General features: G+C 49.9%; 24 protein-coding genes, 1 tRNA gene and 1 other RNA gene. 9 read left to right on the top strand and 17 right to left on the bottom strand.

Features of this window, described 5'->3' with window-relative positions; all coding sequences use genetic code 11:
* Positions 1-105 precede the first annotated feature (105 nt).
* The 6 genes from H6868_00740 to H6868_00715 all read right to left on the bottom strand — a co-directional run bounded on the left by H6868_00740 (position 106) and on the right by H6868_00715 (position 5563).
* Positions 106-384 carry a cytochrome C oxidase subunit IV family protein gene (locus H6868_00740; GenBank protein ID MCB9987839.1) on the bottom strand — a complete coding sequence of 93 codons (279 nt, stop codon included), beginning with the start codon at positions 382-384 and terminating at the stop codon, positions 106-108.
* Positions 385-389: 5 nt separating this feature from the next.
* Positions 390-893, bottom strand: a complete 504-nt coding sequence (locus H6868_00735; protein MCB9987838.1) for a cytochrome c oxidase subunit 3 family protein — start codon at positions 891-893, stop codon at positions 390-392.
* A gap of 80 nt (positions 894-973) precedes the next feature.
* Positions 974-2899, bottom strand: coding sequence for a VWA domain-containing protein (locus H6868_00730; GenBank protein MCB9987837.1), 1926 nt, complete (start codon positions 2897-2899; stop codon positions 974-976).
* 9 nt (positions 2900-2908) lie between these two features.
* Positions 2909-3715 carry a CbbQ/NirQ/NorQ/GpvN family protein gene (locus tag H6868_00725; GenBank protein MCB9987836.1) on the bottom strand — a complete coding sequence of 269 codons (807 nt, stop codon included), beginning with the start codon at positions 3713-3715 and terminating at the stop codon, positions 2909-2911.
* Positions 3716-3745: 30 nt separating this feature from the next.
* Positions 3746-5098 carry a cbb3-type cytochrome c oxidase subunit I gene (locus H6868_00720; GenBank protein MCB9987835.1) on the bottom strand — a complete coding sequence of 451 codons (1353 nt, stop codon included), beginning with the start codon at positions 5096-5098 and terminating at the stop codon, positions 3746-3748.
* A gap of 24 nt (positions 5099-5122) precedes the next feature.
* Entirely contained in the window at positions 5123-5563 is a 441-nt protein-coding gene (locus H6868_00715; GenBank protein MCB9987834.1) for a cytochrome c, read from the bottom strand.
* 165 nt (positions 5564-5728) lie between these two features.
* Here H6868_00715 and H6868_00710 point away from each other — a divergent pair, with 165 nt between their 5' ends.
* Positions 5729-6889 carry an NnrS family protein gene (locus H6868_00710; GenBank protein MCB9987833.1) on the top strand — a complete coding sequence of 387 codons (1161 nt, stop codon included), beginning with the start codon at positions 5729-5731 and terminating at the stop codon, positions 6887-6889.
* A gap of 6 nt (positions 6890-6895) precedes the next feature.
* Here the strand turns inward: H6868_00710 and H6868_00705 are convergent, their stop codons facing one another.
* From H6868_00705 to H6868_00685, 5 genes are all read right to left on the bottom strand, one after another.
* Complete coding sequence (locus H6868_00705; protein MCB9987832.1) at positions 6896-7600, bottom strand: Crp/Fnr family transcriptional regulator; 705 nt, start codon at positions 7598-7600, stop codon at positions 6896-6898.
* 212 nt (positions 7601-7812) lie between these two features.
* On the bottom strand, positions 7813-9015 hold the full coding sequence (locus H6868_00700) for a cation:proton antiporter (GenBank protein ID MCB9987831.1): 1203 nt from the start codon (positions 9013-9015) through the stop codon (positions 7813-7815).
* Positions 9015-9206, bottom strand: coding sequence for a hypothetical protein (locus H6868_00695; GenBank protein ID MCB9987830.1), 192 nt, complete (start codon positions 9204-9206; stop codon positions 9015-9017). The genes H6868_00700 and H6868_00695 overlap by 1 nt, the downstream gene beginning before the upstream one ends.
* Positions 9207-9325: 119 nt before the next feature.
* Positions 9326-10180, bottom strand: coding sequence for a GGDEF domain-containing protein (locus H6868_00690; GenBank protein MCB9987829.1), 855 nt, complete (start codon positions 10178-10180; stop codon positions 9326-9328).
* Positions 10181-10205: 25 nt separating this feature from the next.
* Positions 10206-13088 (bottom strand): translocation/assembly module TamB, encoded by a 2883-nt coding sequence (locus H6868_00685; GenBank protein ID MCB9987828.1) that lies wholly within the window; start codon positions 13086-13088, stop codon positions 10206-10208.
* Between the two features lie 252 nt (positions 13089-13340).
* On the opposite strand from H6868_00685, the gene H6868_00680 reads away from it, so the two are divergent.
* Positions 13341-13574, top strand: a complete 234-nt coding sequence (locus H6868_00680; GenBank protein MCB9987827.1) for a hypothetical protein — start codon at positions 13341-13343, stop codon at positions 13572-13574.
* A 195-nt stretch (positions 13575-13769) separates the two neighbouring features.
* On the opposite strand, the gene H6868_00675 is transcribed toward H6868_00680, so the two are convergent.
* Complete coding sequence (locus H6868_00675) at positions 13770-15542, bottom strand: BamA/TamA family outer membrane protein (protein ID MCB9987826.1); 1773 nt, start codon at positions 15540-15542, stop codon at positions 13770-13772.
* A gap of 215 nt (positions 15543-15757) precedes the next feature.
* Positions 15758-15832, bottom strand: a tRNA-Thr gene (locus H6868_00670).
* 330 nt (positions 15833-16162) lie between these two features.
* On the opposite strand from H6868_00670, the gene ffs reads away from it, so the two are divergent.
* The 7 genes from ffs (at position 16163) to H6868_00635 (ending at position 23028) form a co-directional block, all read left to right on the top strand.
* Positions 16163-16258, top strand: an RNA gene (ffs, locus tag H6868_00665) — signal recognition particle sRNA small type.
* 116 nt (positions 16259-16374) lie between these two features.
* Positions 16375-17880 carry a UDP-2,3-diacylglucosamine diphosphatase gene (locus H6868_00660; protein MCB9987825.1) on the top strand — a complete coding sequence of 502 codons (1506 nt, stop codon included), beginning with the start codon at positions 16375-16377 and terminating at the stop codon, positions 17878-17880.
* A 142-nt stretch (positions 17881-18022) separates the two neighbouring features.
* A complete protein-coding gene (locus H6868_00655; GenBank protein ID MCB9987824.1) occupies positions 18023-19681 on the top strand; it encodes a DNA polymerase III subunit gamma/tau in 1659 nt (552 codons plus the stop codon).
* Between the two features lie 18 nt (positions 19682-19699).
* Positions 19700-20020: a YbaB/EbfC family nucleoid-associated protein gene (locus H6868_00650; GenBank protein ID MCB9987823.1), complete on the top strand. Its 321-nt coding sequence runs from the start codon at positions 19700-19702 to the stop codon at positions 20018-20020.
* 94 nt (positions 20021-20114) lie between these two features.
* Positions 20115-21296, top strand: coding sequence for an arsenic efflux protein (locus H6868_00645; GenBank protein ID MCB9987822.1), 1182 nt, complete (start codon positions 20115-20117; stop codon positions 21294-21296).
* A 16-nt stretch (positions 21297-21312) separates the two neighbouring features.
* Entirely contained in the window at positions 21313-22122 is an 810-nt protein-coding gene (locus H6868_00640; GenBank protein ID MCB9987821.1) for an exodeoxyribonuclease III, read from the top strand.
* A 228-nt stretch (positions 22123-22350) separates the two neighbouring features.
* Positions 22351-23028, top strand: a complete 678-nt coding sequence (locus H6868_00635; GenBank protein MCB9987820.1) for a ceramidase domain-containing protein — start codon at positions 22351-22353, stop codon at positions 23026-23028.
* On the opposite strand, the gene H6868_00630 is transcribed toward H6868_00635, so the two are convergent.
* The 4 genes from H6868_00630 to H6868_00615 are packed head-to-tail and all read right to left on the bottom strand — an operon-like array spanning position 23025 to position 25987.
* Positions 23025-24248 (bottom strand): MFS transporter, encoded by a 1224-nt coding sequence (locus H6868_00630; GenBank protein ID MCB9987819.1) that lies wholly within the window; start codon positions 24246-24248, stop codon positions 23025-23027. The genes H6868_00635 and H6868_00630 overlap by 4 nt on opposite strands.
* A complete protein-coding gene (locus tag H6868_00625; protein MCB9987818.1) occupies positions 24245-24871 on the bottom strand; it encodes a GNAT family N-acetyltransferase in 627 nt (208 codons plus the stop codon). Before H6868_00625 ends, H6868_00630 begins: the two co-directional genes overlap by 4 nt.
* Positions 24849-25400 carry a GNAT family N-acetyltransferase gene (locus H6868_00620; GenBank protein MCB9987817.1) on the bottom strand — a complete coding sequence of 184 codons (552 nt, stop codon included), beginning with the start codon at positions 25398-25400 and terminating at the stop codon, positions 24849-24851. Before H6868_00620 ends, H6868_00625 begins: the two co-directional genes overlap by 23 nt.
* Entirely contained in the window at positions 25397-25987 is a 591-nt protein-coding gene (locus H6868_00615) for a GNAT family N-acetyltransferase (GenBank protein ID MCB9987816.1), read from the bottom strand. Before H6868_00615 ends, H6868_00620 begins: the two co-directional genes overlap by 4 nt.
* Positions 25988-26189 lie beyond the last annotated feature (202 nt).

The following is a 26189-nucleotide window of genomic DNA, read 5'->3' as shown; positions in this document are numbered from 1 at the left end:
GCCGCTGGGGTGATTTGAACACCCGACCCACGCACTGCGATTTTTTTGAACCTTTTAGCGGGCTTTTTGGAGACCTTCCAAGCCATATTAGGACGGTTCAGCGTTTTAGGAGGGCCAAATGAATATACTCCCAATAGTGGCCAATAGTACAATCAAGAAAAAGTCGAAGGCCGTTTTCCATTCACGGGGAGCAACTCGTAAATTCAAGTAATAGTGCAGGACAAAAGATGATTTGAATACGGCAATCACCGCCAGCACCACAAGCCATAGGGCACTGAGGGAAATGTGCTCTGTAACCTGTCCGGCAAACATAGTTCCGAGCGTCAGAATCATCATGGCTGCCCAAGCTAGTAGCAAAATTCGCACCGAGGGATAGTTATTCATATGTCTCACCTCATCAGATAAATAACCGGGAACAGGATAATCCAGATCAAATCCACCATATGCCAGAAGGTGGCCCCGGTCTCGATATTTTCAAGACTGTTTTTCCACGCGACAATGGTGAGGATAACAATTCCGAAAATGACATGCAGGGAATGAAACCCTGTCAGGAGAAAATAGAGCGTATAGAAATTGTTCGTTTCGATACCGATGCCATGCGTGATCTTATCAGCATATTCGATCCATTTCACACCAAGAAAGACAACGCCTAAAAGAGATGCCCCGCCTAGCCACAGACGCGCCCGCGCCGTTTTTTTGCGTTCTTGCATGTTCACCGCCAAAGCCGCACATAAGCCGCTGGTAATCAGTACCATCGTGTTTAGCGCGCCATAAAGGCGGTTCAAAGTATCCTGTGAAGTTGTAAATGTTTCCGGATCCAATTTAAAGGCGACGGCAAACCCTAAGAACCCGGCTCCGAAAACCAACAGTTCGCTCCAGATTAAAAGCCACATCATCGGGTTGCCGGGCAGGGTTGAGAGCGGTCCCCATCCCTCATTTTTATTTTGTATTGTGCGTTCGTCCATATCACCTCTCAAGCGACAAGGTGCCGGTAGAGCTGCGGCAGGTTCTGGGTCAGTTTATCCGGGTGGGAGATAATCGCATAGGCTCCTGTCCCGAAAATATGAGGAAAGTAATTTTGCGCCTTGGCATCAATGGTAATGCCAAAAACCGACAGACCCTTACGCCGAACTTCCCGGATGGCCTCGGTTGTATCCTCGATGCCGTAGCGTCCTTCGTAATGATCCAGATCGTTGGGCTTGCCGTCGGTGATAACCAGTAACAGGCGATACGCATTGGGCCGCGTTTCCAGTTCGCTTGCCACATGCCGGATCGCGCCACCGAGCCGCGTGTAAAAGCTCGGCTTAATCGCGCCAATGCGGGAAAGAATACGCGGGCCGGAGGGCTCGTCAAATCCCTTGATTGTCGAGACAAACACCCGCTCGCGCTTCAGGGATGAAAAGCTGTAAATCGCGTGTTCGTCACCGCAGGCTGCCAACCCTTGGGTCAGGGCAACCAGCGCCTCGCGCTCAATATCAATCACCTGCCGCCCCTCGATCCAGCTTTCGGTCGAACGCGAAACGTCAATCAGAACACTGACAGCCAGATCTCGGGTCTGGTTTTGGGGGCGTAGGTAAATACGGTCCGAACCTTCGCCTTTAGCCTGTAGATCACAGCGCGCACGGATCAGGGCATCCATATCGAATTCCGTACCGTCAAGCTGGCCACGCAAAATTTCCCTCCGGGGACGCAGGGCTTCAAATTGCCTCTGGACGGCCCGGATTCGTTTTTGCGAGGCAGCGTCCGGTTTCCAGCCTTCCTCTCCCTCCGGCGCCGTATGGGCCAGAACACGGCAATAATCCTTGTAATGGTCCTTCTTCCGGTAATCCCATTCGGGATAGAGATGCTCACCAGACAAGCGTTCGGTATCGATATCTTCCGGCGCCATATTCAGATCGAAACTCAGCCGAGTCGACGGTACCTTGGAAATATCAGACAGAGCGATTTCATCCTGATCCTCCAAAGCCTTTTGCGCCTGATCGGGATCGTCGTCTTCGACTTTACGGTTGATGTTCAGCATATCGGCAAAGGACATCAGGGCGCTGAACGGATAGAGCAAAATGGAATCTTTGCGTTCTATTTGATCGGAATCCCGGCGGCGGGCTTTGACGGTTTTATTCAGGCGGATTTCGTCTTGCGGCGTCGCGCCTTCTGTTTCATCTTCTTCCTCGCGCCGGATGGCCTGCCGCTCTGGTTGGGGCAGTGTAACCCCCCACAGGGACACCGGCATATGCGGCTTGTAATTTTTATCCGCCGTCCAGTTTTTAAGGGGAAGCACGGGATCCAGCAGATCGACGCTTTCCGTTTCCGGCCCACCGAGCAAATGGATAAGGGCAGCTTCAACAGCCTCTTCCTGCGGAGGGAGTTTGCGCCGGGGCCGCGTTTCGAGAAAAGCCTGCCGCAAATCATGGTAGCGTTCTTCCAATCCCGAAAAGTGCGTCAGTGTTTCCTGTGTTATCGCGTTTACATGGCGCAGGTAGGCGATATCTCTTTGCAAGGGATCATCACCCGTATATTCAGGCAGGCGTTCTCCCGCTGTGGCAGCCCACGCACTCAGCCAGAAATAAAGTTCTTGGTTCAGGTCGGCATCGGGCAGGGCATCGAGTTTTTCCGGTAAAAACAGCGTATCCCCGTCAAAGCGGGCTTGTGCGATATAGCCTGTATCGTTACCGAGCCGCTCCCGGAATTTCATACGGAACGATGTAGCTTCGGGCGAAGAGGCCTTGATGTCTACGCCGGAATCTCCGCCGAGTGCGCGGTAGAAAACACCTATTTTCCTGCCGACATTTTCAAATGAAATGCCCGCAGATGGAAAAGTCGGAGGACCCGGATGCCGACCGACCAGATTGTGCCAGATAAAGCCTACGGTTTCTTCCGGTTCGAACAGGTTGTATTTCATAAGGGCACCCTAGCCGTAAATCGCCCGGACAACCTCACGCAGGCCGTCTTTGACATCGGGATCGTCGCTTAAGGGTTCGATCAGTGCTGCCTCGACGGCGTGTTCGATCGGCATGCCGGAGGCGATCAGGCTGGCCGCATAGACAATAAGGCGGGTGGAAGCGCCTTCCTCCAGATCGGTGCCTTTCAGGCGGCGCAGGCGATTCGCCAGCCGAACCAGCGTCAGGCATTTATCACGGTCTAATCCGCTTTCCTGAGCGACAATTCCGGCCTCAACCTCCGCTGGGGGAAAATCAAAATCCAGCGCGATAAAACGCTGGCGGGTCGAAGGTTTCAGGGATTTTAAGATATTCTGATAGCCGGGGTTATAAGAGACAACCAGCATAAAATTATCCGGAGCCTGCAGGGTTTCGCCGGTGCGCTCCAGCGGTAAAATCCGACGGTCATCGGTTAGAGCATGCAGAATAACGGTTACATCTTTGCGAGCTTCAACAACCTCATCAAGATAGCAAATCCCTCCTTCGCGGACGGCTCGGGTTAGCGGGCCATCAACCCAGACCGTTTCCCCGCCTTTGAGCAGATAGCGCCCGGTCAGGTCGGAGGCCGTTAAATCGTCATGACAGGAGACCGTCTGGAGCGGCAGACCCAGCCGCGCCGCCATATGGGCGACAAACCGTGTTTTGCCGCATCCCGTTGGTCCCTTCAGCAGGACAGGCAATTTCAGGTTATAAGCCTTTTCGAAAACGGGAATCTCATTTCCTGTCTCCTGATAAAAAGGCAGGGCGGCCTCGTTTTGTGAAGGGCCTCCCTGCTTTATAGTCTTTAACTTAGACAATGATTGATCCTCTTACTTATCGCGGGAAATCAGTTCTTTCTCACGGGGGACGTAAACAGAGTACAAATATACCAGAGCCCCGAGAACAAAGACAACGCCTGCTCCAAAACGTAAGAGGAAGAAAAATTCCATTCCATCCTGAACGTCCATGTAGCTTTCGCCGATCACGCGTTCCATATGGGTCTGGATCGCCCCGGCAAAGGTCAGGGTGAATGTCATGAAGGCCATCGCGCCGCCCATAACCCAGAAGCTGAACATGTTCAAAACCTGATTGTAAGGTTCACGGTTTAGTAGGTTCGGCATGGCATAGACAATCATGGCAAGGTTCAGGGACACATAGGCACCGTAGAATGCTAAATGACCATGAGCTGCCGTGATCTGTGTGCCATGTGTGTAGAAGTTGACAGGTGCCAACGTATGCATAAAGCCCCACACCCCAGCGCCAAAGAACGCCAGAGTCGAACAGCCCAGCGCCCACAGGATTGCCGCTTTATTCGGGTGGTTACGCCCGCCTTTCCAGACCATGGCAAAGGTAAACAGAACCATGGCGAAGAACGGCGCAACTTCAAGCGTAGAGAAGATCGAACCGATCCATTGCCAGTAACCCGGTGTTCCGATCCAATAATAATGGTGACCAGTTCCAAGCAAACCTGTAAACAAGGCCAGTGCTGCGATGGAATAGACCCATTTTTCGATGATCTCGCGGTCAACTCCGGTTAATTTCAGCATCAGGAAAGCCAGAATTGAGGCCATCACCAGCTCCCATACACCTTCCACCCACAAATGAACAACCCACCACCAGTACATTTTATCCAATGCCAGGTTGGTCGGGTTATAGAAAGCGAACAGGAAGAACAGTGCAATCCCCCAAAGTCCCAAAAGCAAGACGTTTGAGATTGCCGTTTTTCGGCCTTTTAAGACTGTCATCGTGATGTTGTACAGGAAGATCAGGGCCGCAACGACAATGCCTGCTTTTACCCACATCGGCTGTTCGAGGAATTCCCTACCTTCTTTCCCCAGAATCGGGTGACCGTGGAAAAGATCAAACACGTATGTTACGACCGCGCCCAACGTGCCCAGCACCAGAATAGCAAGCTGGATATATGCCAGTTTCGGGCTTTCGATTTCCCGTTCAGCTTCTTCGGGGATCAGATAATAAGCCGATCCAAAGAAACCGAGAACCAGCCATACAATCAGTGAGTTCGTATGCAGCATCCGCATAATGTTAAAGGGAAGAATCTCCGATAGGAAATTCGGTTCAACGTAAACAAAGCCGGCCAAAACCCCGCCCAGTATTTGCACTGCAAACAGGGCCATGGCGACACCAAAGTACCATATGGCAATTTTTTGAGATTCGTATTTCATTGTTTTCATCCTAACCTGTTTGAATTATTCCTGTGATCCGCGTGGTGGCCAGCCTTTTGTATCAATTGTTCCTGCCCAACAAAGGAAATTTGCGATATCTACGAGTTCATCTTCGGAGAGATTGAAGTTCGGCATTTGCCGACGGCCTTCTATTCCAGAAGGTTGAGCGGCGATAAAAGCCGCTATGCTTTCAGCCCCGCCGTAATCTGCTCCACCAAAGCGTTTACAGACATCACCTAGCTCGGGGGCAAAATATGCTCCTTCCCCTAAAAGCGTATGGCAGTTAATGCAGGCATTATCTTCCCAGATACGCTTTCCCCGCTCGACAGAAGCTGTCAGGGTAGTCGAGTCGGTTGACTCATTTATTATATATAGGTGGCTATGCACCACCAAACCGATCAAGATCACCAGGAAAAAGACCGATCCCCCGTAAAATATGTTCCGGGCGGCTGATTTCGTTTGCATATGAGCGCTCCTTATTTACAATAGGCGATGGAAAAAAATCCACATCTGAGGATTTTATGGAAGAAAGGCAAGGGAATATTTGATCTAGATCAATTGACCTGATCTTTCTCCCCCTTATTCTTCTGAGAAGAGAAACAAAAGAAGACGTACAAGGCGGTATCATAAATGCAATCCGGGCATCCTTTCTTGGCGAGGGGCTTTCGGCCTTTCTTTTTGTGCGGCGCGCTCTATGCCGCTGTCGGCATCATTCTATGGGTATTGCACCAGCAAAATATCTTGGCTCCGACCGTTCCCTGGGATGATTTAATGCTCTGGCATGGCCATGAAATGATTTACGGTTTTGTCATGGCCATTGTATCCGGTTTCCTGCTGACGGCTGTGGCCAATTGGACCAGCAGTGTTCCGGTACGCCGTTTCCATCTGGCCAGCCTTTGTTTTTTATGGCTCGCCGGGCGTATTGCCATGAATACGCAAGGACTGATTCCCAGCTGGCTGATCATTACGCTGGACACCGCCTTGATCCCGGCTCTTGCGATCAGCCTTTCTTTTCCTCTGTTGCGCAGCCGAAACAAAAGAAATTTCATCTTTCTCGGTATGCTTATGGCGCTATTCGTCTGTAACCTGTTCATTCATTTCGGGGAAAGTTTGAATGCCCTTTACATAGCTCTGTTCCTTATTTTGATGATGATCTCACTGATCGGTGGGCGGATTATCCCGTCTTTTACTGTTGCGGCCCTTCGTCAAAGAGGTATGAACCTGTTCCAGACCGACCAGATTCCCGCCGACCTCCTGGCCCTATTATCGCTGATCCTTATAATGGTCAGTATCTTGTCTGAAGGTCTTTCATCATGGCCTACCGGCGTTCTGTCTCTTTTTTCTGCGGGCATTCATGTTTGGCGTATGCGGGTATGGCATACGAAACACACTCTGAATGATCCGCTGCTGTGGATCCTCCATGTCGGTTATGGTTGGCTGGTCGCCGGTCTGGTTTTAACGGCACTGGCTGGGTTTGGCTTTCTACCGGTCTTCTCAGCCCTGCATGCCTTAACGGTTGGCGCCATCGGTAGCATGACGATCGGTATGATGTGCCGGGTGGCACAAGGCCATACTGGTCGTCTTCTTGTTGCGGGAAAAATTGCAACAGCGTGTTTTATCCTGATGCAGATGGCGGCGGTGATCCGTGTTTTGGGACCAGTGCTCTTTCCGGCTTTCTCTTCTTTGTGGATCAGCCTGTCAGGGCTTTTATGGAGCGGTATTTTCCTGACTTATGCTGTAGTCTATTTCCCGATTCTCTGGGGGCCACGCCCTGATGGTAGGCCGGCCTGATATGAATCAACAGGCGGTTTCCAGCCAGTCATATTCACAGAACTCGGCAAGCTTTTGCGGGGCTTCTATATGGACAGTTCGTCCCTTGGCGTGAACACCGTAATCTTCGAGTTTGGCTAACGCCCGCGAAAAAGTCTCTGGCTTGATATTCAGACGGGCGGAAATCAGTGATTTGTCATACGGCAAGGCAATGTTTAACTCTTTCTTTCCACCAGAGCGGCCCGACAGGCGCAGCAGGAAGCAGCCGATCCGCTGTGGGGCGCTCCGCCCCGTCAGTTGCTCAATCTGCTGCACAAGATAGCGCTGCCGTTGCGAAATGCTTCCTAAAAGCATCAAGGCAAAATCACTGTCATCCCTGATTTTCTCAATAAAGCGGGCGGCGGATATTTCAAGAACGGTGGTTTTTTCGACGGCTTGCGCACTGACCGGGAAATGGCGGGCATGCTTGCCAAAAACGGCAGCCTCAGCAAAGGTTTCCCCCGGCGCAATCACTGCGATAACAACTTCGTCCCCATCGCGGGATAGCCGATAGAGTTTGATCCATCCCTCAACCACGTAAAAAAAACGGTCGGCCGGGTCCCCTGCAGAAAAAAGGTCTTCGCCTTTTTCACAGGTTTTCAGTCGCGGTGGTTCAATGAAGTCACGGATGGTTTCACAAGGCGTGCCGGCAAATAACGGCGTTTCTTTCAGCTTTTCACAGAGGGTGTTCATGGCTGCCTTTTTGATAATGAGAATAATTTATATAACCATCTCCATGGTAAATAACAATAATTAGGTTGTGCGTGAAAAGCGAGAAGGGAAAGCAATACAGTTTCAAGCAATTAATTTGTAGCTATTCGACGGCTTTTTCTGTACCTCACAAGCTTAATTAAGACCTCTCTGCGTTTTTATAGCCTTTTTACCGTATACACATCATATGTCTGTCAAACTTGTGTTGACGCTTTCTTACCCCTGCTCAGGCGAGCATGCTGCCATTTCAGAATCCACAAGCGCCGTATCAAGTATAGCCATAGCGGTGTAATAATCAGGCTAAGCGCAATCACCGAAATAACATAGTTATAGGCCTCAGGCAGGATAGAAGCTGTAGACAATCCCAGTGCTGCCAAAACAAACGAAAATTCTCCAATTTGTCCTAATATCGCTCCCATCACAAAAGCGCTTCTTTTAGAATATCCAAGAGCACGCAAAATAAACACATTGATAACCGTTTTGAGAACCATAATCACGCCGAGCAAAGCCAGAACGCGCCAGATTTTTTCAATCAGAAAATCAAGATCGATCAACAATCCGACTGAGAGGAAAAAGACCATCATCAGCACATCAAAAATGGGGGCAATATGCTCCTCATACATATGACGCTCGGCGGTATTGCCGATAATCAGCCCTGCCAGAAACGCACCGTAGGCTGCAGAAAGACCCAGTAAACCTGCCAAGGCAGCTGCTGAAAAACATAGCGCGAGGGCGGTCACAGCTGTTTGGCTTGACGCGGGAATGCATGATATAAGATAGGAAAGCCGCTCCGGTTTTTTGTTAAGAATTAGAACAACAGTGACCAAAAAAGTGATAGCCAAAACAATTTTTAGAAATTCCAGAGGATGAATCGTACCCCCGCTCATCGCGCCTATAATCAACAGCATAGGAATAACGGCAATATCCTGTGCGATTAAAATACCGATAGCTGAACGCCCCAAATCCGTATTGAGTTTTCCGCTTTCTTGGAGCAGTTTGATCGCAACAGCTGTACTGCTGAGCGAAACGGCAAATCCCAGCAATAAAACACGGGCAAGCGGCCAATCAAAAAGCGAACCCAAAGCAAACGCAGAACCTAGCGCGAAAACAATCTGGGCCAATGTCGTGATGATGGCGGCTTTATAAACTGGCGCAAATTTTTTGAGATCAAGTTCCATTCCCACGACAAACAAGAGCAGTAAAATACCGAGCTCTGCGAGTGTTTCAATTTGGTGTTTGTCGTGTACCAGCCCTAAAACAGACGGCCCCAACAAAAAACCAACAAGGATATAGCCGACCAAAACGGGCTGGTGGAGTCGTTGTAGTATGGCCCCTCCGGCAAAAGCAGTTGCAAGAATAAGGGCCAGTTCGGTTAAATTACTCGCGTGAGCTTCCATCAGCTTTTTTCTTTTCTGCTCTTGGCTTTGTATACATAGGACAGAAAATCACGCGTTATGTTCGCCGCTTGCTGTGTAGGCACAAAAAACCGCACAGTACAGATATTGTGGCCAATATCTGATGTTCTGAAGAAAAACTGCGGGTCATCCTGTACAGCATTGTTAATGGTATGTTCTAATTCTTCTTCCATGCTTTTTTGTCTCCAAATGCACTTTCATATTAAATAATTTACCGAGTCAATCATTCGATAATAATTTATCTGTCTTCAAAATAATCATGCTTCCAGAACAATATCGGACAAGCATATCTTTAAGGTTTTAACCCCGTTAGATCTTTATAGAACATCTCTCCTTTTTTGCTCTTTTTTGCTTCATACATTAGTGAGTCGGCCTCGGCTATAGCGTCCTCAATATTCGTCTCCGTGCTATTGAAGCCACAGGTTCCCACACTAAAGCCGACAGGCCAATGATTATCGGTAACCATTGCTTCCAGTTTTTCTTTTAGCCCTTCCATCACGATTTTAGCTTGATCCAGCCCCGTGTCTGGTAAAAAAATAACAAATTCATCTCCTCCCAGTCGGCAGGCAAGATCGCTAGCACGTAGTGAATTCTTCATAATTTTTGCAACGCTTCTTAAAACCTTATCGCCTTCGGCATGGCCATAACTGTCATTAACTTTTTTGAAGTCGTCCAAGTCAACAAAAGCAATGCTGTAGGGGTTCTTTTCTCTTCTGATGAGAAGAAATAAGGTTGCGGCTCTCTCTCTAAAACCCCTACCGTTCAATAGGCTGGTTAAACTATCGAAATCCGCATTTAGTTCTTCTAAAATGAGTTTATCTTTGATGTTTGTCAGGGCATAAACAACAAAACTAAAAAAGCTTATCCGTACCAGACCATTCCAATACGGTACCAGAAGATGAGAGTATTGCCGTCCAGAGTAATGATCGACGAAGAACCAGATCAGAGCACAAATTACCGTAAATAGTAGTCCTGCTTTCCAAGTTCTGTACCATGTCATAAATCCAATGGGGATAGCATAAAAAATAAAAAAGTTGATTTCATATCCTGTTAGGTAATCAAAAACCGCGATGAACAGAACTGAAACCATGCCGACAACGGTTACCCCGACGGCAGGTGTGTTCATCAGTAATTTATCTATATTCACAGAAAATATCCTTTTTTTAATTAGCCTAATAATCATGCTTCCAGTTTATGCCGATTGAACTTTCGCCAAGGGCACCAGTCGTTGTCTCCACGTCAATCTCATCAGTCACCTCGATTTCTGTCCTGATGGCTGAACTTTCCGGCGTCGTACCCTGATCGACCCCGACATAAACGCGGTCATTGATGTATTTCCCGACCGATAAGGTAGCGCCTTTTTCTTCATCCAGTCCAACATTAAGCGTATCAATACCAATCATCCGACGGATTTTGTTAAGCGGATCAAACCCGGCTTCCTTGCGGCCTGAGAGATAGGCCATGAGCTGAGCAATCCGAAGCGCCTGCACGGGACTGATTTGGCTAATTGACTTTCCGAACAAGGTTTTGGCCAAGACTTCATCTTCAGGCAAAGGGGGATCAGAAGCCACAGAAACTTGCGGCTTTTGCGCTTCTCCGCCGATCTTCAGGATAGCATCCATCTCGCGCCCTTTAATCGTTCCGGCGACATCAATAATAGGATTGGCCGGATCGGGATTGACAAAACTTACTGCGCCCTTGGACAAAGTTACCGGTGTGTCCAGAAGCTGAAAATTTCCCCGGATCAAATTCATTTTGCCGCTCAAGGCAGGATATTTGGTTGTGCCGGACACAGTCAGATTACCGCTCCATTCTGTTTCCAGATCGGGACCGCGCACAAAAACGTTGTTATGAGCCTCAATATTAACGGCCAGAGTGATTTCCGGTCCTTCCATTGGCTTTTCCGATGTGTCGTTCGTCGTCTCAGTGCCGTTGACTTCGACGATTTCAAAACTGTCTAGAGAACTGGTGCCGATGATTTTCCCGATATAATATTCCGCCGCATTGACTATTATACTGCCCTTGATGCGGGCCTGATCCTTATCTCCGGAACTCTTTAAATTGCCACTGGCGGTTAAGCCCATACGGTCGAGATTAACAAGTTGCAGATGGTCTGTGTCCAGTGAAAAATCATAGATTGGATTCTGGATATCTCTAAGTTCAACATGGCCGGAACCGCTAAAACGACCGCCGTTGGCGTCCTTTCCTTCAAGGCTTGTCAAGATCAAGCGGTTTGTATCGGCGCTGATATCCGCGCTAATATCCTTGAGCATCGTTCCCAACAAAAGATTATCGTATGTACCATTTCGTAAAGTGCCAACGCCTTTTATGATAGGTTTGTCAAAAGTTCCAGACAGGGTTATGTCCAGTGTTGAGTGTCCTGTAATACGCTGTTCATCAAATCCGAGCAGGATCGTCAAGGCCCGCAAATCAACACGGCTTTTCAATGTTGCCTGAACAGGCTTTTCAAAAGGAATAGAGAGGGGAACAATGGTTAAGGGCAGATTGCCATCTGCATTAAACTGCAAACCCGTCGGACCTTGTAAATCGGTATGCGCCTGTAGGATGTTATCTTTGTAACGCGCCTTTACCGTACCATCCACATAACGGTCTTGCGTATCTTCGATACCAGGGATGGCGATGCGTTTAAGCGTGAGCTGCGCTTTTCCTTCCGGGTTTTTATACGAACCAGACAGAGCGATAGCGCCCTCTATGCGTCCGTTAAAAAGAAAGGGAAATATTTCAAGATCGGCCGGGATGTTCTCAGCGATAATATCGGCATTGAAATTCTGCGGTCCAAACGAGCCCGTTGCTGTAAATGTTCCATCATTCAAGCCGATGATCATGCTTGTGATGGCCACTCCATTATCTGTAAACGCAATATCTGCCGGGTTTTTCAGGTTGATTTTATTCGGGCCGTAAGCACCCGCGAAACTGTTTACCCTTACTCCTATTTTCTGGAGTGCACCTTCAAAATCAAATCTGTAAGGGAAAGCGCCTTCACCTTCTAAAGTACCTTTGCCGGTGAGATGATCCACTGGCCCGAACAAGGCAAGAGAAACTGCCGTCTTTTCATCGGATTTTAGAGCCAGTGATGCTTGCAGATTGTTTCGGGCAATATCGTATGCAGCTTTTCCGCTGATCGTGCCGACAGGCCCTTGCGCGCTAACATCTTGGAAAGTAATGATATCTTCCTTGATACTCAGGTTCGTTTTCAAGTCATTATCCAGATAATGCGTTGCTAAAATCAGGTCCGTTTGGTTGTTTTTGAACGTGCCGGAAAATGTAAGTGTTTGGTCATTTGCGCCTGTTAAAATGCCATCTGCAATAGTCAAACTTTCATTCCTGTATGATAGCTTAGCTTTTAGATGAGGCTTCGTTCCCAGAAGGGCGTCAGCATCAGACTGAGACATAGAAAACTCTGTCGTGTTGATTTCTACCGGAGCTTCCAGCGCTAATGGTTCATAGGTACCTATGAAGGACATGCGGCCTTGGGCCGCTCCCTTTAAATCAGGAACAAAATGCGCTAAAGCAGAAACGTTGCCCTGCACAGTCAGGTTTAAAGCTCGTTTGCCCATATCAATACTGCCCTGCGCCGAAGCTTCAAAAAGCGATGTTTGAAGGGTGCTTTTTCCTATGCTGATTTTATCTTTCAGAATTTTTGCCGTGCCTTCAAAAACAGCCTGCTTCAGAACGCTAAGCTCCTTGCCCGTTTCATTCAGAATAACCGTGTTCGTTTTCCCGGCTACAAAAAGGGTTTTGTCTTCTTCAATACGTGTTTCCGCCTGCAAATTTTTCAGGGTTACACCTGGTGTTTGCAGCGTTCCCGAAAAAGAGATAAGCGCCTGTTTCTTTTTGGTGTCTAAGGTGAGACGTGCATCGCCGTCTGCTATAAGCTCCCCATAACGCGTTTTTCCTTTAACTTTAATAACGGGCGTTTTCCCGGTTAAGTCAATCGCAACACTGCTTTTGCTTTCCAGCACATCACCCAGATCCGCGGTGAATTCACCCGCCCACTCTCTGGCCGTTCCGCTGCCGTCCAGATCAATATTCACGGCAGGCATGCCGCTCAGGCGAGCAATGATGCCATTGCTTTTATCCGCTATATGAGAGCGTAAAGACAGCGTTTCCCTATCTTTCAAATTAAGCAGGATATCCGCCAGTTTTTCGCCCGCAATTTTATCCAGAAGGCTGATTTCAAGAATGCTACCGGTGATAGAAGGCGAAAGGGATAGCCCCCCTTCCAGAGACAATTTTTCTTCCCGCCCGGTAAAATCTTGATTCAACGTAATCGTTTGTGCATGAAAATGGCCAATACGAAGATCGGGTATCTCCGGCAAATAAAATTTAGGACTGTCCGTTTTTTGTTCGGCAGGCAACCGGTAAATGAAAACTTCTCCAACATCCAGATCATTGATATGAACGCCGCCTGTCAAAAAGGCTTCGGCCATATAGTCAATGCGAATATCTTTGAAGGTGGCCAGAACACCATTTTTGTCGCTCAACGTAATGGTGCCGAGCACGATCTTCCTGTTATTTAGAGTCCTGATATCATCAAGTCCTACCCTGTAATTATCGTTGCTGGCGCGCTGTTCCACCTGCTGTGCAATCCACTCGCGGCCCGGAGCGCTACCCAACCACGACAGAGTGAGCGCAAAAGTCGTAACAGCCAAAACGGCCAGCGACAAAACTACCCCTGTAATCCATGCCAGTATTCTCAAAGCGTGTTTTTTCATCTAAAAAGCCTGCCCCAAGCTGATATAGAACTGGAAAGCATCATCTGGCTTCCGTTTATCCAAAGGTACCGCCAAATCTACGCGTAGCGGACCGATGGGAGTGTGATAACGCACGCCGCTGCCTGTCCCCCAAAGGAAATCCGCATTACTGTTAAGTTCCGAATCTTCGCTGACCCGCCCGCCCTCAAGGAAAGCCACACCTTCTATCGTTTCTGTGATTTTAAAACGCCCTTCGGTCCCCACCTCGAAAGCCATGCGTCCGCCGGTCGGGTTGTTGTTTTCATCCAGCGGTCCCAAAAGCTGATATCCATAGCCACGTACGGAACCTCCTCCTCCGGCATAAAGTCGCTTGTCTGCCGGAACATCTTCCAGCGTCTGCCCTTGGACCACAGCCGCTCTTACCCGATTGGCCCAAACGAAGCGTTTCCCTACAGGCAAATAATGGCTAAGCCCGGCATCCACTTTGATAAAACTGTTTTGTTCATTCAATACCTGATAGGGCGTGACGCCGATATTGGCGCGGATGCCCTCACGCGGATCAAGCAAGTCGTCTGTGCCGTCATAGCGATACGTCAACGGCAGAGCCAGAAGGGTGAAAATCTGTTCGGGATTACCTTCTTCTTTAATCCGGCTGCGTTCAATCGTAACGCCGCTCGAAACGGCGGATGTGGCAGAATATTTGTAATTCAGAGCTGTGCTGAGTGAAGCCGTATCCTTATCATAGGCTTCGAGAAATTCCTGCCGGAACTCGGCTGAATTTTGCCAACTCAGATTGGTGTTGCCAAACATATCGGGTTTGTTTAAATCGGCTCCTAGCGCATATGTTGCGGTACCACCTTCCGCTTTCACTCTTAGTTTTTCAGCTTGTCCGAACAGGTTACGGTGCTCCCAAAATACATTGCCAACCAGTTCAAGTGTTGTAGAATAGGCTGCACCCGCGCCGATACTACGATGTTTGCTCTCCCTGATATCTAGAGTAACCGGTACTTGTCCGTCTTGTGCAATTTCGCCGTACTGAATGTCAGCACTTGACACAACACCACTTCGCGTTAAAGCCTTGCGCGTACTGGCGATTTTTTGAATGTTGAAAACCTCACCTTCCTGCCATCTGATCCGCCTTTCGACAAAAGCCTCTTTTACGCGCTTGAGCCCTGTGATCTGGAAAGGTCCAAAGCGTGCTATCATGCCGGGATCAAGGAACAGCTCCGCCGACACGCTTTTTTTTGTATGATTGACGGACAGCTTTCTGCCGCTTGTTTGCGGGAAAGGGAAGCCGTTTTGCATCAGGGTGGTCAGGATCGTTTGTTCCGTATCCAGAATGGTGCCGGGTAGTGCAGGTTCGCCGACAGGGAGCTTTAACGCGGACAATACTTCAACATCTGCTGGCTCGCCGTCCGGCCAACGCAAGATAAATTCGGTGATCGTATAAATTTGCCCCGGATCGATTGTGAGGATAATATGTTTTCTGTTGTTTTCCTCTTGAAGTGTGTAATCCAATACTGCGCCATAATATCCGTTTTCTTCCATTACGGCTTTAAAGGTCTTCAGGTCGTTTTTGATCCGTCGATTAAGCGCTGCTGCCGTTTCCGGCTTTTTGTCGGCCAGTTTAAAAAGAAAAGCTTTTTCCTTCAGGCTGTTTTCCAACCCGTTGTCTTCGATGCCGCTGATAGATACCGTATAATCAATACCTTCCGCCCATGCAGAAGTCACTCCATGCAAGAGGAACAAAATAGCTATAATGAAAGCTCTTAAACAATTCATGATTGCTAACACATAACCTTTAGTCTCATGAAATCATAGCAATATAGTTAATGTTTTTGGTTTAGGCTTCGAGTTTCTCTCTTTAAAATCATAAATAATTTTATCGTCTTTGGTAGAGTTGACAACTCACGGTAAGACAGCACAAATAGTTTTTAGCGCCTCCAAAAACGCTTGAGGCGTAATAAGGTCTAATAAGGCGGGGTGAATTTTAAAAAAATGGCGGGAAATGGTGCCGCTGGGGTGATTTGAACACCCGACCCACGCATTACGAATGCGTTGCTCTACCACTGAGCTACAGCGGCTTGCCACGAGGAAGCCGAAAGGCAATGGTGTTGATAATGCTTTTTCGGGGGTTTTGCAAGCATTGATGCGGGGCTGATTTACGACATTTTTGATTTTTTTATCAAAATCCTAAAATTTTAACTAAATTTTATCCTTTCAGGATTTATATAGCCTTGTCTTTGACGTTCACTTTTTTCCTCTCAGGAGGGTTCCCATGATTATTCTGTTTTCTCAATTACTTGATTTAGTGTGTGTTGTTGGCGTTTTGACGGCGATGGGGCTGCAACTCTTTTAGAGCCGCGTGCCATAACGCTTGCATTTCTGTGTCATAGTGGCTATATCCTCTATCCGGAAGGTCGGCGCGGGCGGTGTCTCGCCGAACCCGGTCAGGACCGAGAGGTAGCAGCCGCAAGTGAATTTCATCGGGTCGTGTCCGATCTTCCACTTTCCCTTTTTATGACATAAAAAAGTTGCCTTGTGGGTGAGAATCTTCTTGCCCCTCCCGCTCCTTTTTCTGTAAATAGCCCTTAAAAAGAAACTTTGTTAAGGGAGCACCACGGGGATGATTTTTACGGCCACGCCAGATCCTCTGTACAAGGCGAAATCGGCTTTTATTTCTGACGTTCATCTGGGGTCCAATATTTCGTCGGCGGAGTATCTGTATGAGATGCTTCTTCATACGGATGCGGAAGAACTCTACATCGTTGGGGATTTTTTCGGGGGCTGGGAAATGGAAGCCGCCAAGGAAAAGGCTTTTGATGAAATGCAAAAGCGCGTTATCGCGCTTATTCTGGCCAAAGCATCCAATAACACCAAGGTTACTTTTATTCCCGGAAACCATGATGAAAAGTGGCGTCTCGATCAACTTTTCGGACGCCAATGGAAACAAAAGTGGATGCAAAACATCACGGTTGCCGAAGATGCGCTTTACACGACGCCGGGTGATATGTCCCAAACATATCTCGTTGGGCATGGCGATAATTATTCTTCCCGTCAGAAAAATATGGCCGAAAAGGCTTTGGAAGTGCTGGTTGCTCGCCCGGTCAGTCAATTCGGGAGTTTGGTGTACGATCTCTTTGTCTCGACCGGGAAGCTGATCTCCAATTCGTCCTATCGGTTGTTGGGTGTGCATGTATCGCCTGTTGCGGCGGTTAAGAAAGGGATTAAAAAGGTCATCGATTTTGCTTTTGATGTTGGTGAAAGCACCCGCCTTTTGCGCAATGAGTTGTGGCAAAAGGCTATCGAGAAAAATGTCGATGGCATTATTTTCGGTCATACGCATACGGCGGGGGAATCGGATAAAACCAAAAGCATCCTTCCGATCTGGAAGGCGTGGCAGTCCGATTACCGGAAACCGGAGAATTCAAAGACGCTGCATTTACTTAACGATGGCGACTGGGTTGAAAGCTGCACGTTCCTGATGTTCAAGGAAAACGGAGAGCATAAAATCGTTGATTACCGCATTGACCGGGAAAAGAAGGGAATGACAGAGCTGCCGGAAGCCGACGATCCTTTGCCGGATGATCTGAAACCTTTTATGCGCTATGCCAATATTATCATTCGTCATGCCCACAGAACGTGGCCGGGAAAACAGGAGCGCTCCTTGGCATGGCCTTTTGAAAAGCGGAATGTCGTGCGCGCAGAGTATCAGGCCCGGCAAAAGAAAATGGACCGACATTTGCGGAGTCACAAACGGCTGAATTCTGTGATGCGAAAACTGGAAAAAAATGATCCTTTGAGTGAACGGCAGCAGAAATTTCTTACCTCGCACTTTGACAAGATCGGGGATGACAAGGAAGATGAACGCACGGGTGGATGGATGGCTTCATTATTTCGTGATGTTGTACGCCCCAGAGACAGTCGTCAGGCGCGATTGCACGATATCTTTCAAAACCACGCAAACGGTTCTCCCCTTAACCCGGACGAGACTTTGTTTGTTCGGACCGTGGTGCGCCAGATTGGCCAGAGCACGGAGAGAAAAATCATTAAACAGGCCAGAGAACTTGAAAAATTGGCACGTAAAATGGATATGCCGGTTGCTCGCAAGTGGGCGCGGCTGGCGGCATAAGTTTGACGGCCAGACTTTTGATCAAAGCATAAAGAAGATAAGGCTATACACTGACAAGAAGCAGCCTTGAAAGACGTGGAAGAGCGCCGTCTTAACCAGAAAGCTCGTTGCGATCAGGCGGGAATCACGCTAGACAGGGTTTATGTCTGATTCTGAAACAAAGCAATCAACAGCGTATCGCGTTTTGGCGCGCAAGTACCGGCCCCAGAATTTTGGGCAGCTGGTTGGTCAGGATGCGTTAGTACGGACTTTGACCAATGCGATTGAAAGTGGCCGGATTGCGCATGCTTTCATGCTGACGGGGATTCGCGGGACGGGTAAGACCACGACGGCGCGGATCATTGCCAAGGCGCTGAACTATACCGGGCCGGACGGCAAAGCCGGCCCCACGACCGGGCCGACCGATGACTGCGAGATTTGCCAGGCCATTTCTGCCGACCGGCATCCGGATGTGATCGAAATGGATGCGGCGTCGCGTACCGGGGTAGACGATATTCGTGAGATTCTCGATGGTGTGCGTTATGCCCCGACATCGGCGCGCTATAAGGTCTATATCATTGACGAGGTGCATATGCTCTCCAAGGCGGCGTTTAACGCGCTGCTGAAAACGCTGGAAGAACCGCCGGAGCACGTCAAATTTATTTTCGCGACCACGGAAATTCGCAAGGTGCCTGTGACGGTGCTGTCGCGGTGCCAGCGCTTTGATTTGCGCCGGATTGATGCGGAAACGCTGGCGGCTTATTACAAAACGATTGCCGCGCAAGAAGGGGTGAGCGTTGATGACGATGCGCTGGCCTTGATTTCCCGCGCGGCGGATGGTTCGGCGCGTGATGGTTTGTCTTTGCTGGATCAGGCGATTTCCCTGTCCGACGGGGCGGTGAGCGCACAGCAGGTTCAGGATATGCTGGGGCTGGCTGATCGGGCGCGGGTGATGGATGTTCTTGAGCACGCCGTAAAGGGCCAGTGTAAAGAAGCGCTGAATATTGCCGAGGAGCTATATCGCAGTGGCGGCGACCCGTCGGTGTTGATGAGTGATCTTCTGGATTTCACGCATCTCCTGACTAAATTGCGGGCGGTGCCGGATATGCAGGAAACCCATGCGGCGGTGGCGCCCGACACTCTGGCGCGGGCCAAAGATCTGGCTTCGCAGCTTTCGATGCCGACGCTGGGGCGGGCATGGCAGATTTTGCTCAAGGGTGTGAACGAGGTAAACACAGCGCCCAATCCGCAGGCTGCCGCCGAGATGATTTTGATCCGGCTGGCCTATGCTTCGGATTTGCCGGATCCCTCTGATTTGCTGAAAAAGCTGAAAGACCAGCCAGCGGATAGTGGCGCGCCTGTCGTTCCGCGGGCGACGCAGGCGGAGCGGACACTGGAGCCGGTGGCGATGGCGGTTGGCGGCGGTGTTGTTAGTGCCTCGCAAGTTCAGCCTGCCCCTGTCGAGAAACTGGAAACCCTGGCCGATGTGGTGGCGTTGCTGGAGCAAAACCGGGAGATGATTCTGGCCGGTCATGTTTTCCACTATGCGCATTTGGTCAAAATGAAAGAGGGCATGATCGAGATGCGGGTCGAGCCGCAGGCTGATCCCAAACTGGCCCAGAACCTTCGTAATGCCCTGATTTCTTTGACCGGAAACCAGTGGATGGTGTCGATTTCAAGCGCGCCGGGCGCGGCGACCTTGGCAGAGATCAAGGCACAGGAAGACGCGGCGCTGATGGCGGAAATCATGGAAACCCCGGTGGTGGCGGAAATATTCAGGGCGTTTCCGGATACGAAGATCAAACTCAATTCCAAACAATAAACAATAAAAGAGGACACTATGAACCTACAGCAGATGATGAAACAGGCCAAAGTCATGCAGGAGCGCATGGAGCAAATGCAGGCAGAGCTGGCGCAGCAGGAAGTAACGGGCAGTTCTGGCGGCGGTATGGTTAATGTGACGATGACCTGCAAGGGCGAAGTCCGCAAGATTGATATTTCCCCGGATGTTATTAACCCGGCGGATAAGGAAACGCTGGAAGATCTGATTATGGCGGCGATGAATACGGCCCGCGCCAATGCAGATTCCCGTCTGGGTGAAGAGACCCAAAAAATGATGAGTGAGCTGGGGTTGCCGGCGGGTATGGATTTGCCGTTTTAGGGTTTTGCCGTTTCCGGTTAAGCGGAGAATTTCTCAGAATCTGCCGGGAACTTAAAACTGATCCATTTTTATATTCCGCTTCGTATAGGTTTGTGTGAACGAAATAACGCCAAAGTCCGGTTTAAGCCGCTATATCGATCGTCGGGAATGGAAGGCGGCGTTATGGTTTTTGTTGCTGATCGTTTCTTTTGCGGCGCCCGAGGCCACCCGAAACGCGGTACAGGGCGCTCTGTCGGATGCCTATATCCAGGTCAGTTCTTTTGTCGGGATGACCCTGATTATTTTCTATTATCTCGAACATTATTTACGGCTGGACGTGGCGCATGCCTTGAAACGCCATGAGCGTTGGCAGGTGCCGCTTGCCGCGCTGGTAGGTGCGTTGCCGGGGTGTGGCGGGGCGATTATCGTGATTACCCAGTATGTGCTGGGGCGGATCGGGTTTGGCTCTATGGTTGCGGTTTTGACCGCGACGATGGGCGATGCTGCTTTTTTGTTACTGGCGCGTGCGCCGGGCACGGCATTGCTGGTGATGGCGGTAAGCGTTGTGGCCGGTACGGCCACCGGATTAATCGTTGAGAAAATTCATGGGCGGAATTTCCTGCGAACGAAATTACAAGATTTTCCGGATTTCCGTATTCGTTGCGGTGCGCTGGTTAATTATAAAGCCGTAACCTTGAGGAGCTGGTACGGGCTGCTGGTCCCCGGCATTGTTCTGGGGGGTGGCGCCGCGTTTCAGGTGAATACGGATTTATGGTTTGGGCCTCTGGCGGGGCTGGCGCCGACACACTGGATAGGGTTTATCGGCGGCCTTTATTGTTTGTGGATATGGGTGATGTTGCCGGATAAAGGGTTTTCGATTGTTAATCTGGCGGCGCATCCGGCGTGCCGTACGTTTGTAAAAAATCGCAACCGGATTATCTTTGAAACCAGCTTTGTGACGACGTGGGTGATTGTGGCCTTTATGGCCTTTGAATTGACGATGCTATGGAGCGGGCTGGATCTGGCGAAAATGTTCGATACGGCTTCTGCCTTTGTACCGTTGCTGGGGGTTTTAGTGGGTTTTATTCCCGGTTGTGGGCCGCAGATTATTGTCACAACGCTTTATCTGGGCGGATTGATCCCGTTTTCCGCCCAGATTGGCAATGCCATCAGTAATGACGGGGATGCCCTGTTCCCGGCGATTGCTCTGGCCCCGAAAACGGCGGTTCTTGCAACGCTTTATACGGCGATTCCGGCCCTGATTTTGGCGTATGCCCTGTATTTTGCCGGTTATTGACGAGAGGAGATCGTTTTTGCGAATTTTAACATGGAATATCAATTCGGTGCGGTTGCGGATTGATTTACTGAAGAGGGTTATAAAGGAATGCGACCCCGATGTTATTTGTTTACAGGAAACCAAAACTCCGGATGAACATTTTCCGTTGATGGATGTTGTGGGGGCTGGGTATCCGCATACGCATATTCATGGCATGAAAAGTTATAACGGGGTGGCGATTCTTTCCAAGATCCCCTTTGATACGACCGAGATTTATCACCGGGTGGGTAAGGAAGATTGCCGCCACGTGGCCGTTAAGCTGGATGTTGGATCGTTTTCAAAGCCTTTGGAAATCCACTGTCTTTATATTCCGGCCGGCGGGGATGAACCCGATCCGGCGATCAACGACAAGTTTGCGCACAAACTTGGCTTTGTCGACGAAATGACGGGCTGGTTTAAGGCGAATTACAAGCCCGATGATCCGCTGGTGGTGCTGGGGGATTTCAATATTGCGCCGCTGGAGCATGATGTCTGGTCGCACAAGCAGCTTTTGAAAGTGGTTTCCCATACGCCGATTGAGGTTGAAAAACTTGCGAAGATGCAAAAATCTTTGGCGTGGCATGATGCGATCCGCCATTTCGTGCCGGAGGAAGAAAAAAGCTATAGCTGGTGGTCATATCGTAATCGTGACTGGAAAAAGTCGAGCCGGGGACGGCGACTGGACCATATCTGGGTGACCGGGCCTCTGGTTTCTTACCTTAAAAGCCATGACATTTTGACCGAAGCGCGGGACTGGGATAAGCCTTCCGATCATGTGCCGGTGATGATTGATCTGGATGTTTTTTAAATAATTTCTTTTGAAAAACAAACTATTAGTAATTATATTAAATTCATACCATGAGATACGTATCTCATATAATTTAAGCCATAAAGTGTCATTGGCGGGGGAACAATGCGTTCGGGGCGGACGGTTCTTTGAGCACGACCATGGTTTTTCCCATTTTTGTTTCCAGAGCAACCGTGATAAAATCACATGGTTTTTTACCAAGCGTCCTTCTTTTACAAGAGGTTGCCCATGTTTGATTTTTCGCTGCCCTATCACTCTTACTGTGAAATTGCATCCGGTCCGATTGCCGAACCGTTTAATGCCCTGAGTTGTCTGGCCTTCTGGATTGCCGCCATCGCGATCTGGCTTCAGCGCGATGACGAGAGTTCTGACTTTCATCAGGTGGCGGCGGTGGTCCTGTTTGTTCTGGGGGTATCGGGCATGATGTGGCACGGTACGCTGGACCGTCTGGCTTTCGGATTTGATATTATTGCTATTTATATGTTGATGGCTCTGGTTGTTACGATGCTGTGTAACAATATATTGAAATGGCCGCTCTGGGCTTCGCTCATCACCGTGACAGCTTTGATATTTTTTAGCGCCTGGCTGCGCGATTCAGCTGTTCCCTGGTTGCCCCAGCAGGGCGGCGCTTTCTTGCCGGCTTTGTTGTTTCTGTCCTTGGTGGCTTTGGCCATCCAGCCACGTTACGAACAGGCGACCGTTTATTTGCTGGCCGGGGCGTATGCCTTGTTCTTCGGGCTGGCTTTCCGGAGTGTCGATCTTTATTTGTGTTTACAGCTTCCAATCGGGACGCATTTCCTGTGGCATATTTTCGTAGCGATTTTCGTGATTTACGTGACCAAAGCGCTGGCCGCGACCAAGGTGCATAAATCTGTTTTGCCCTCGATCGCGGATACGGCGTCCTAGCTGATATTGTGTTTTTTCAGGCAGCCGACGGCAAATCCGCCGCCGAGTACTAAAAACCCACCTAAAATCAGCAAGGCGTAGGTTATGCCATAGTTATCGGCTATGCCGCCGACAATGAAGCTCAGCGGGATAAAAATCATCCGGGCCGACAAATTGGCGGTCGAGATGATTGTTGCGCGCCGGGCGCTGGCGACACGACGGTTGATGGCGTCCTGAATGATCGGGAACGTTAACCCGTACGAAATCGACGAGCAGAACAGCAAGGCAATCGCATGATAGCCCAACGCTATACCGCTTATCAGATAACAGGATGCAACCGTTAGCCAGATCAACGGCAGAATTCTACCGTTTTTGGTTTTGCGTTCCAGAACATGGCCGAAATGTCCGGCCATGCCGCTCAGGGCAAAGCCGATGGCTGTGAATACGCCAAACCACGCTTCGCTGAGCCCCAGCGCGATGTAGTAAGGCTGCTGGGTCCACATGCCAACATTTGTCGCGCCAAACAAGATCGCCATGAACAGGATAATGCAGGCGACCTCTTTATGACCGTGAAGCGCGTATTTCAGCGTTTTTGCCATGTCAATCAGAGCGTTGCCCCGGATTTCCTCCTTGATCCGGCGTGGTTCGATGACCAGCAAGGCGCAGAGAACAGCCAGCAGGCAACTGGCGATATCAAAGATAAACGGCAGATGCGGATCGATCTGATACAGGAAACCGCCGACCAGCGAAGCGCCGCCGACCGCGTACATGCCCAGCCCGTGCCGCAGGCCTTCCAGCCTGCGGAACGTGCCCTGCATACGGTATTCCGCCAGCGAGTCATAGAGCAAGGCCGAAACCGTACCGGTACACAGGCTCAGGCCCAGCCCCATCACGCCCTGTGCCAGAACTGTCATCCAGAAACTGTCGGCGATCATCAGCAAATATAAGGCAAAGGCGTCGATAATTACGCCCAGCGCAATCGTGTGCTTGCGGCGCCAGATATCGGCGATCCAGCCCGAGGGAACCTCCATCAAGACCATGACGGTGGCAAAGACGGCTTCCCCGATCAGGAATTGCTGGAACGTCAGTCCAATATGATTGTAGTACGGCACGATGATCGGCAGTACGAACACCGCGTTACGCAATACTGCAAAAGTATTGAGCAGCATGACATTGCGCCGGACCGGGTGGGCGTCGACGAATTGGCCATGATAATTTTTTATCGTTTGTACGGCGTTCATAGTTTCTCCTCACCCCATCGGACGCTCAAATCCGGCAGGTTTTCTGTGTTCGTACGGGCATAAATGTGTGTATCGCACATGGTGCCATCGGCAACTATGTGGGCATTGGTCAGTACGCCTTCGTGGCTAAAGCCGAGTTTTTCTATTATGGCTTTTGAGCGCGGGTTGTCGGCGCTATGGGTTATTTTGACTCGCCGAGCCTGCAAGACTTCAAACGCATAACGGGTCAGGGCGTTGGTTGCCTCGGTGGCATAGCCTTTGCCCTGCATGCTGGCAGGCACCCAGAACCCGATTTCAAATTCACGGCGATGCCAGTCATTGCGGACGAGACCTGTCATGATTGCAAGGCGATTGCCGCTTCGTTCGAAACCGCTCATTTCCAGATCTTCGCGCCGGATAAATTTTGCATACATTTCCCTTGCTCGTTGCTCGCATTCTTCGATCGTCGGGATTTTGGTGGCCCAGATCATGGTTTTGTGGAGCTGGTCAAAGGTCTCCTTTACCGCTTGTGCGCGCGCGGCGCCGTCACCCGGCATCACGGGCCGGATCATAAGCCGCGGCGTTATGATCGGCAGGGGCAGATCAATCAGGATCGGGTTTTCAAAGTTTATAGCGGCGGTCATGAGATTCTCCTTTTCTCAGTTCGTTTAAATCCAGCTCATATTTCATTTCTTCTTCCTGTTTTCCGTCCGGCCAGTTTTTCAGGGCGGATCCGGTATATTTGAATCCGAAAGCCTGGTTGGCGCGGCGGGAAACCTCGTTGCTTTTGCGGTGGGAAATAACCAGCCTGTCCCATTGCCGATATTGCCGAGCCCAATCCAGTCTTGCTTCGTACAGGAGGCGAGACAGGCCATAGCCGCGATATTCTTTTTCGATGTAGCTGGCGGCCATAATGCCCGTGCGGCCGGATTGATCTTCGCGCCGGGTAAAAACTCCGGTCAAACCGATCATGCGCTTACCATCAAACAGGCCAAAGACGCGCTTTCCTTCCGCAAACCATGATTTCCAGTCGTTCTCGTCATTGTCTTTTTCCTGTTCATAGGTGCTGGAAAACACAGCGCTATCGGTTTGCAGGGCTTTCAGCCGCAAATCGCGGAATATTTGCCAGTCACCTTCGCCCAAGGCGCGGATGGATATGTTTTCTTTTTTCATCGTTTTGTTTCCTGTTTGTAATAAGCCACAGCGATCAAGGCACCGGTATAGGCGGTGCCCTGGTGGCTATAGCCCGTATATCGGACATCTTCGTCATCGTTCAGCAGGGCTTGCAGAGCCTTGCCTTCCAGCGTGCAGCGCACGCCTGTTTCCCCGGCGTTTTTCTCGGTAAAGCCGAGGCGCATGTAAAAAGCGCGCGCCGTCCAGTTGTCTTTCATGACGCCCAGCTTGATTTTTTCAGCACCCTGATGCACGGCTTCGGCGGCGGTAGCTTTCATCAGCTTTCGTCCGTGGCCGCGGCGGCGGTTCTGGAAGCGCATCATAAAATTCTGGATTTCAAACCCTTGGCGGCCATGCTGGAATTCAACTGTCCGGTGGCCCGCGGAAAAACCCAGCAGGTTTCCCGTCTCGTCTTCTATGACCAGTACGGTGCAAAGTTTCTGCTTTTCATCCAGTAGTCTTTCCAGACGTTGTTGATCCGCCATGGCCCGGTCGCCATGATGAGCGGCAAGTTCCCGCGCCAGGTCCAGTAATGCTCCTGCGTCTTTATGTTCGGCCTTTCGTATATGCCATCGTCGTTTGTTCATTTGTTTTCTCCAAAAATTAAGGGGGTTAGCTTTCCAGCGCGCCGATCAGGGCGAGCAATTCGATTTCCTCCGGATCCAATGATCCGGAAGACGGGGCCGGTAACGGCTCGAAATAATCGAATGAATAGTCCATCGTCTTTCTCCTTTCTTCGTTTTGAAAGGCGGACAATGCGACTCTGAAATATTTTTGGAGAGTTTTGCC

This window comes from Rhodospirillales bacterium (genome assembly GCA_020638175.1).
Classification (GTDB): domain Bacteria; phylum Pseudomonadota; class Alphaproteobacteria; order Micavibrionales; family Micavibrionaceae; genus JACKJA01.
Note: the sequence above shows the minus strand (reverse complement) of the source record. Positions and strands in the feature narration are given on the sequence as shown.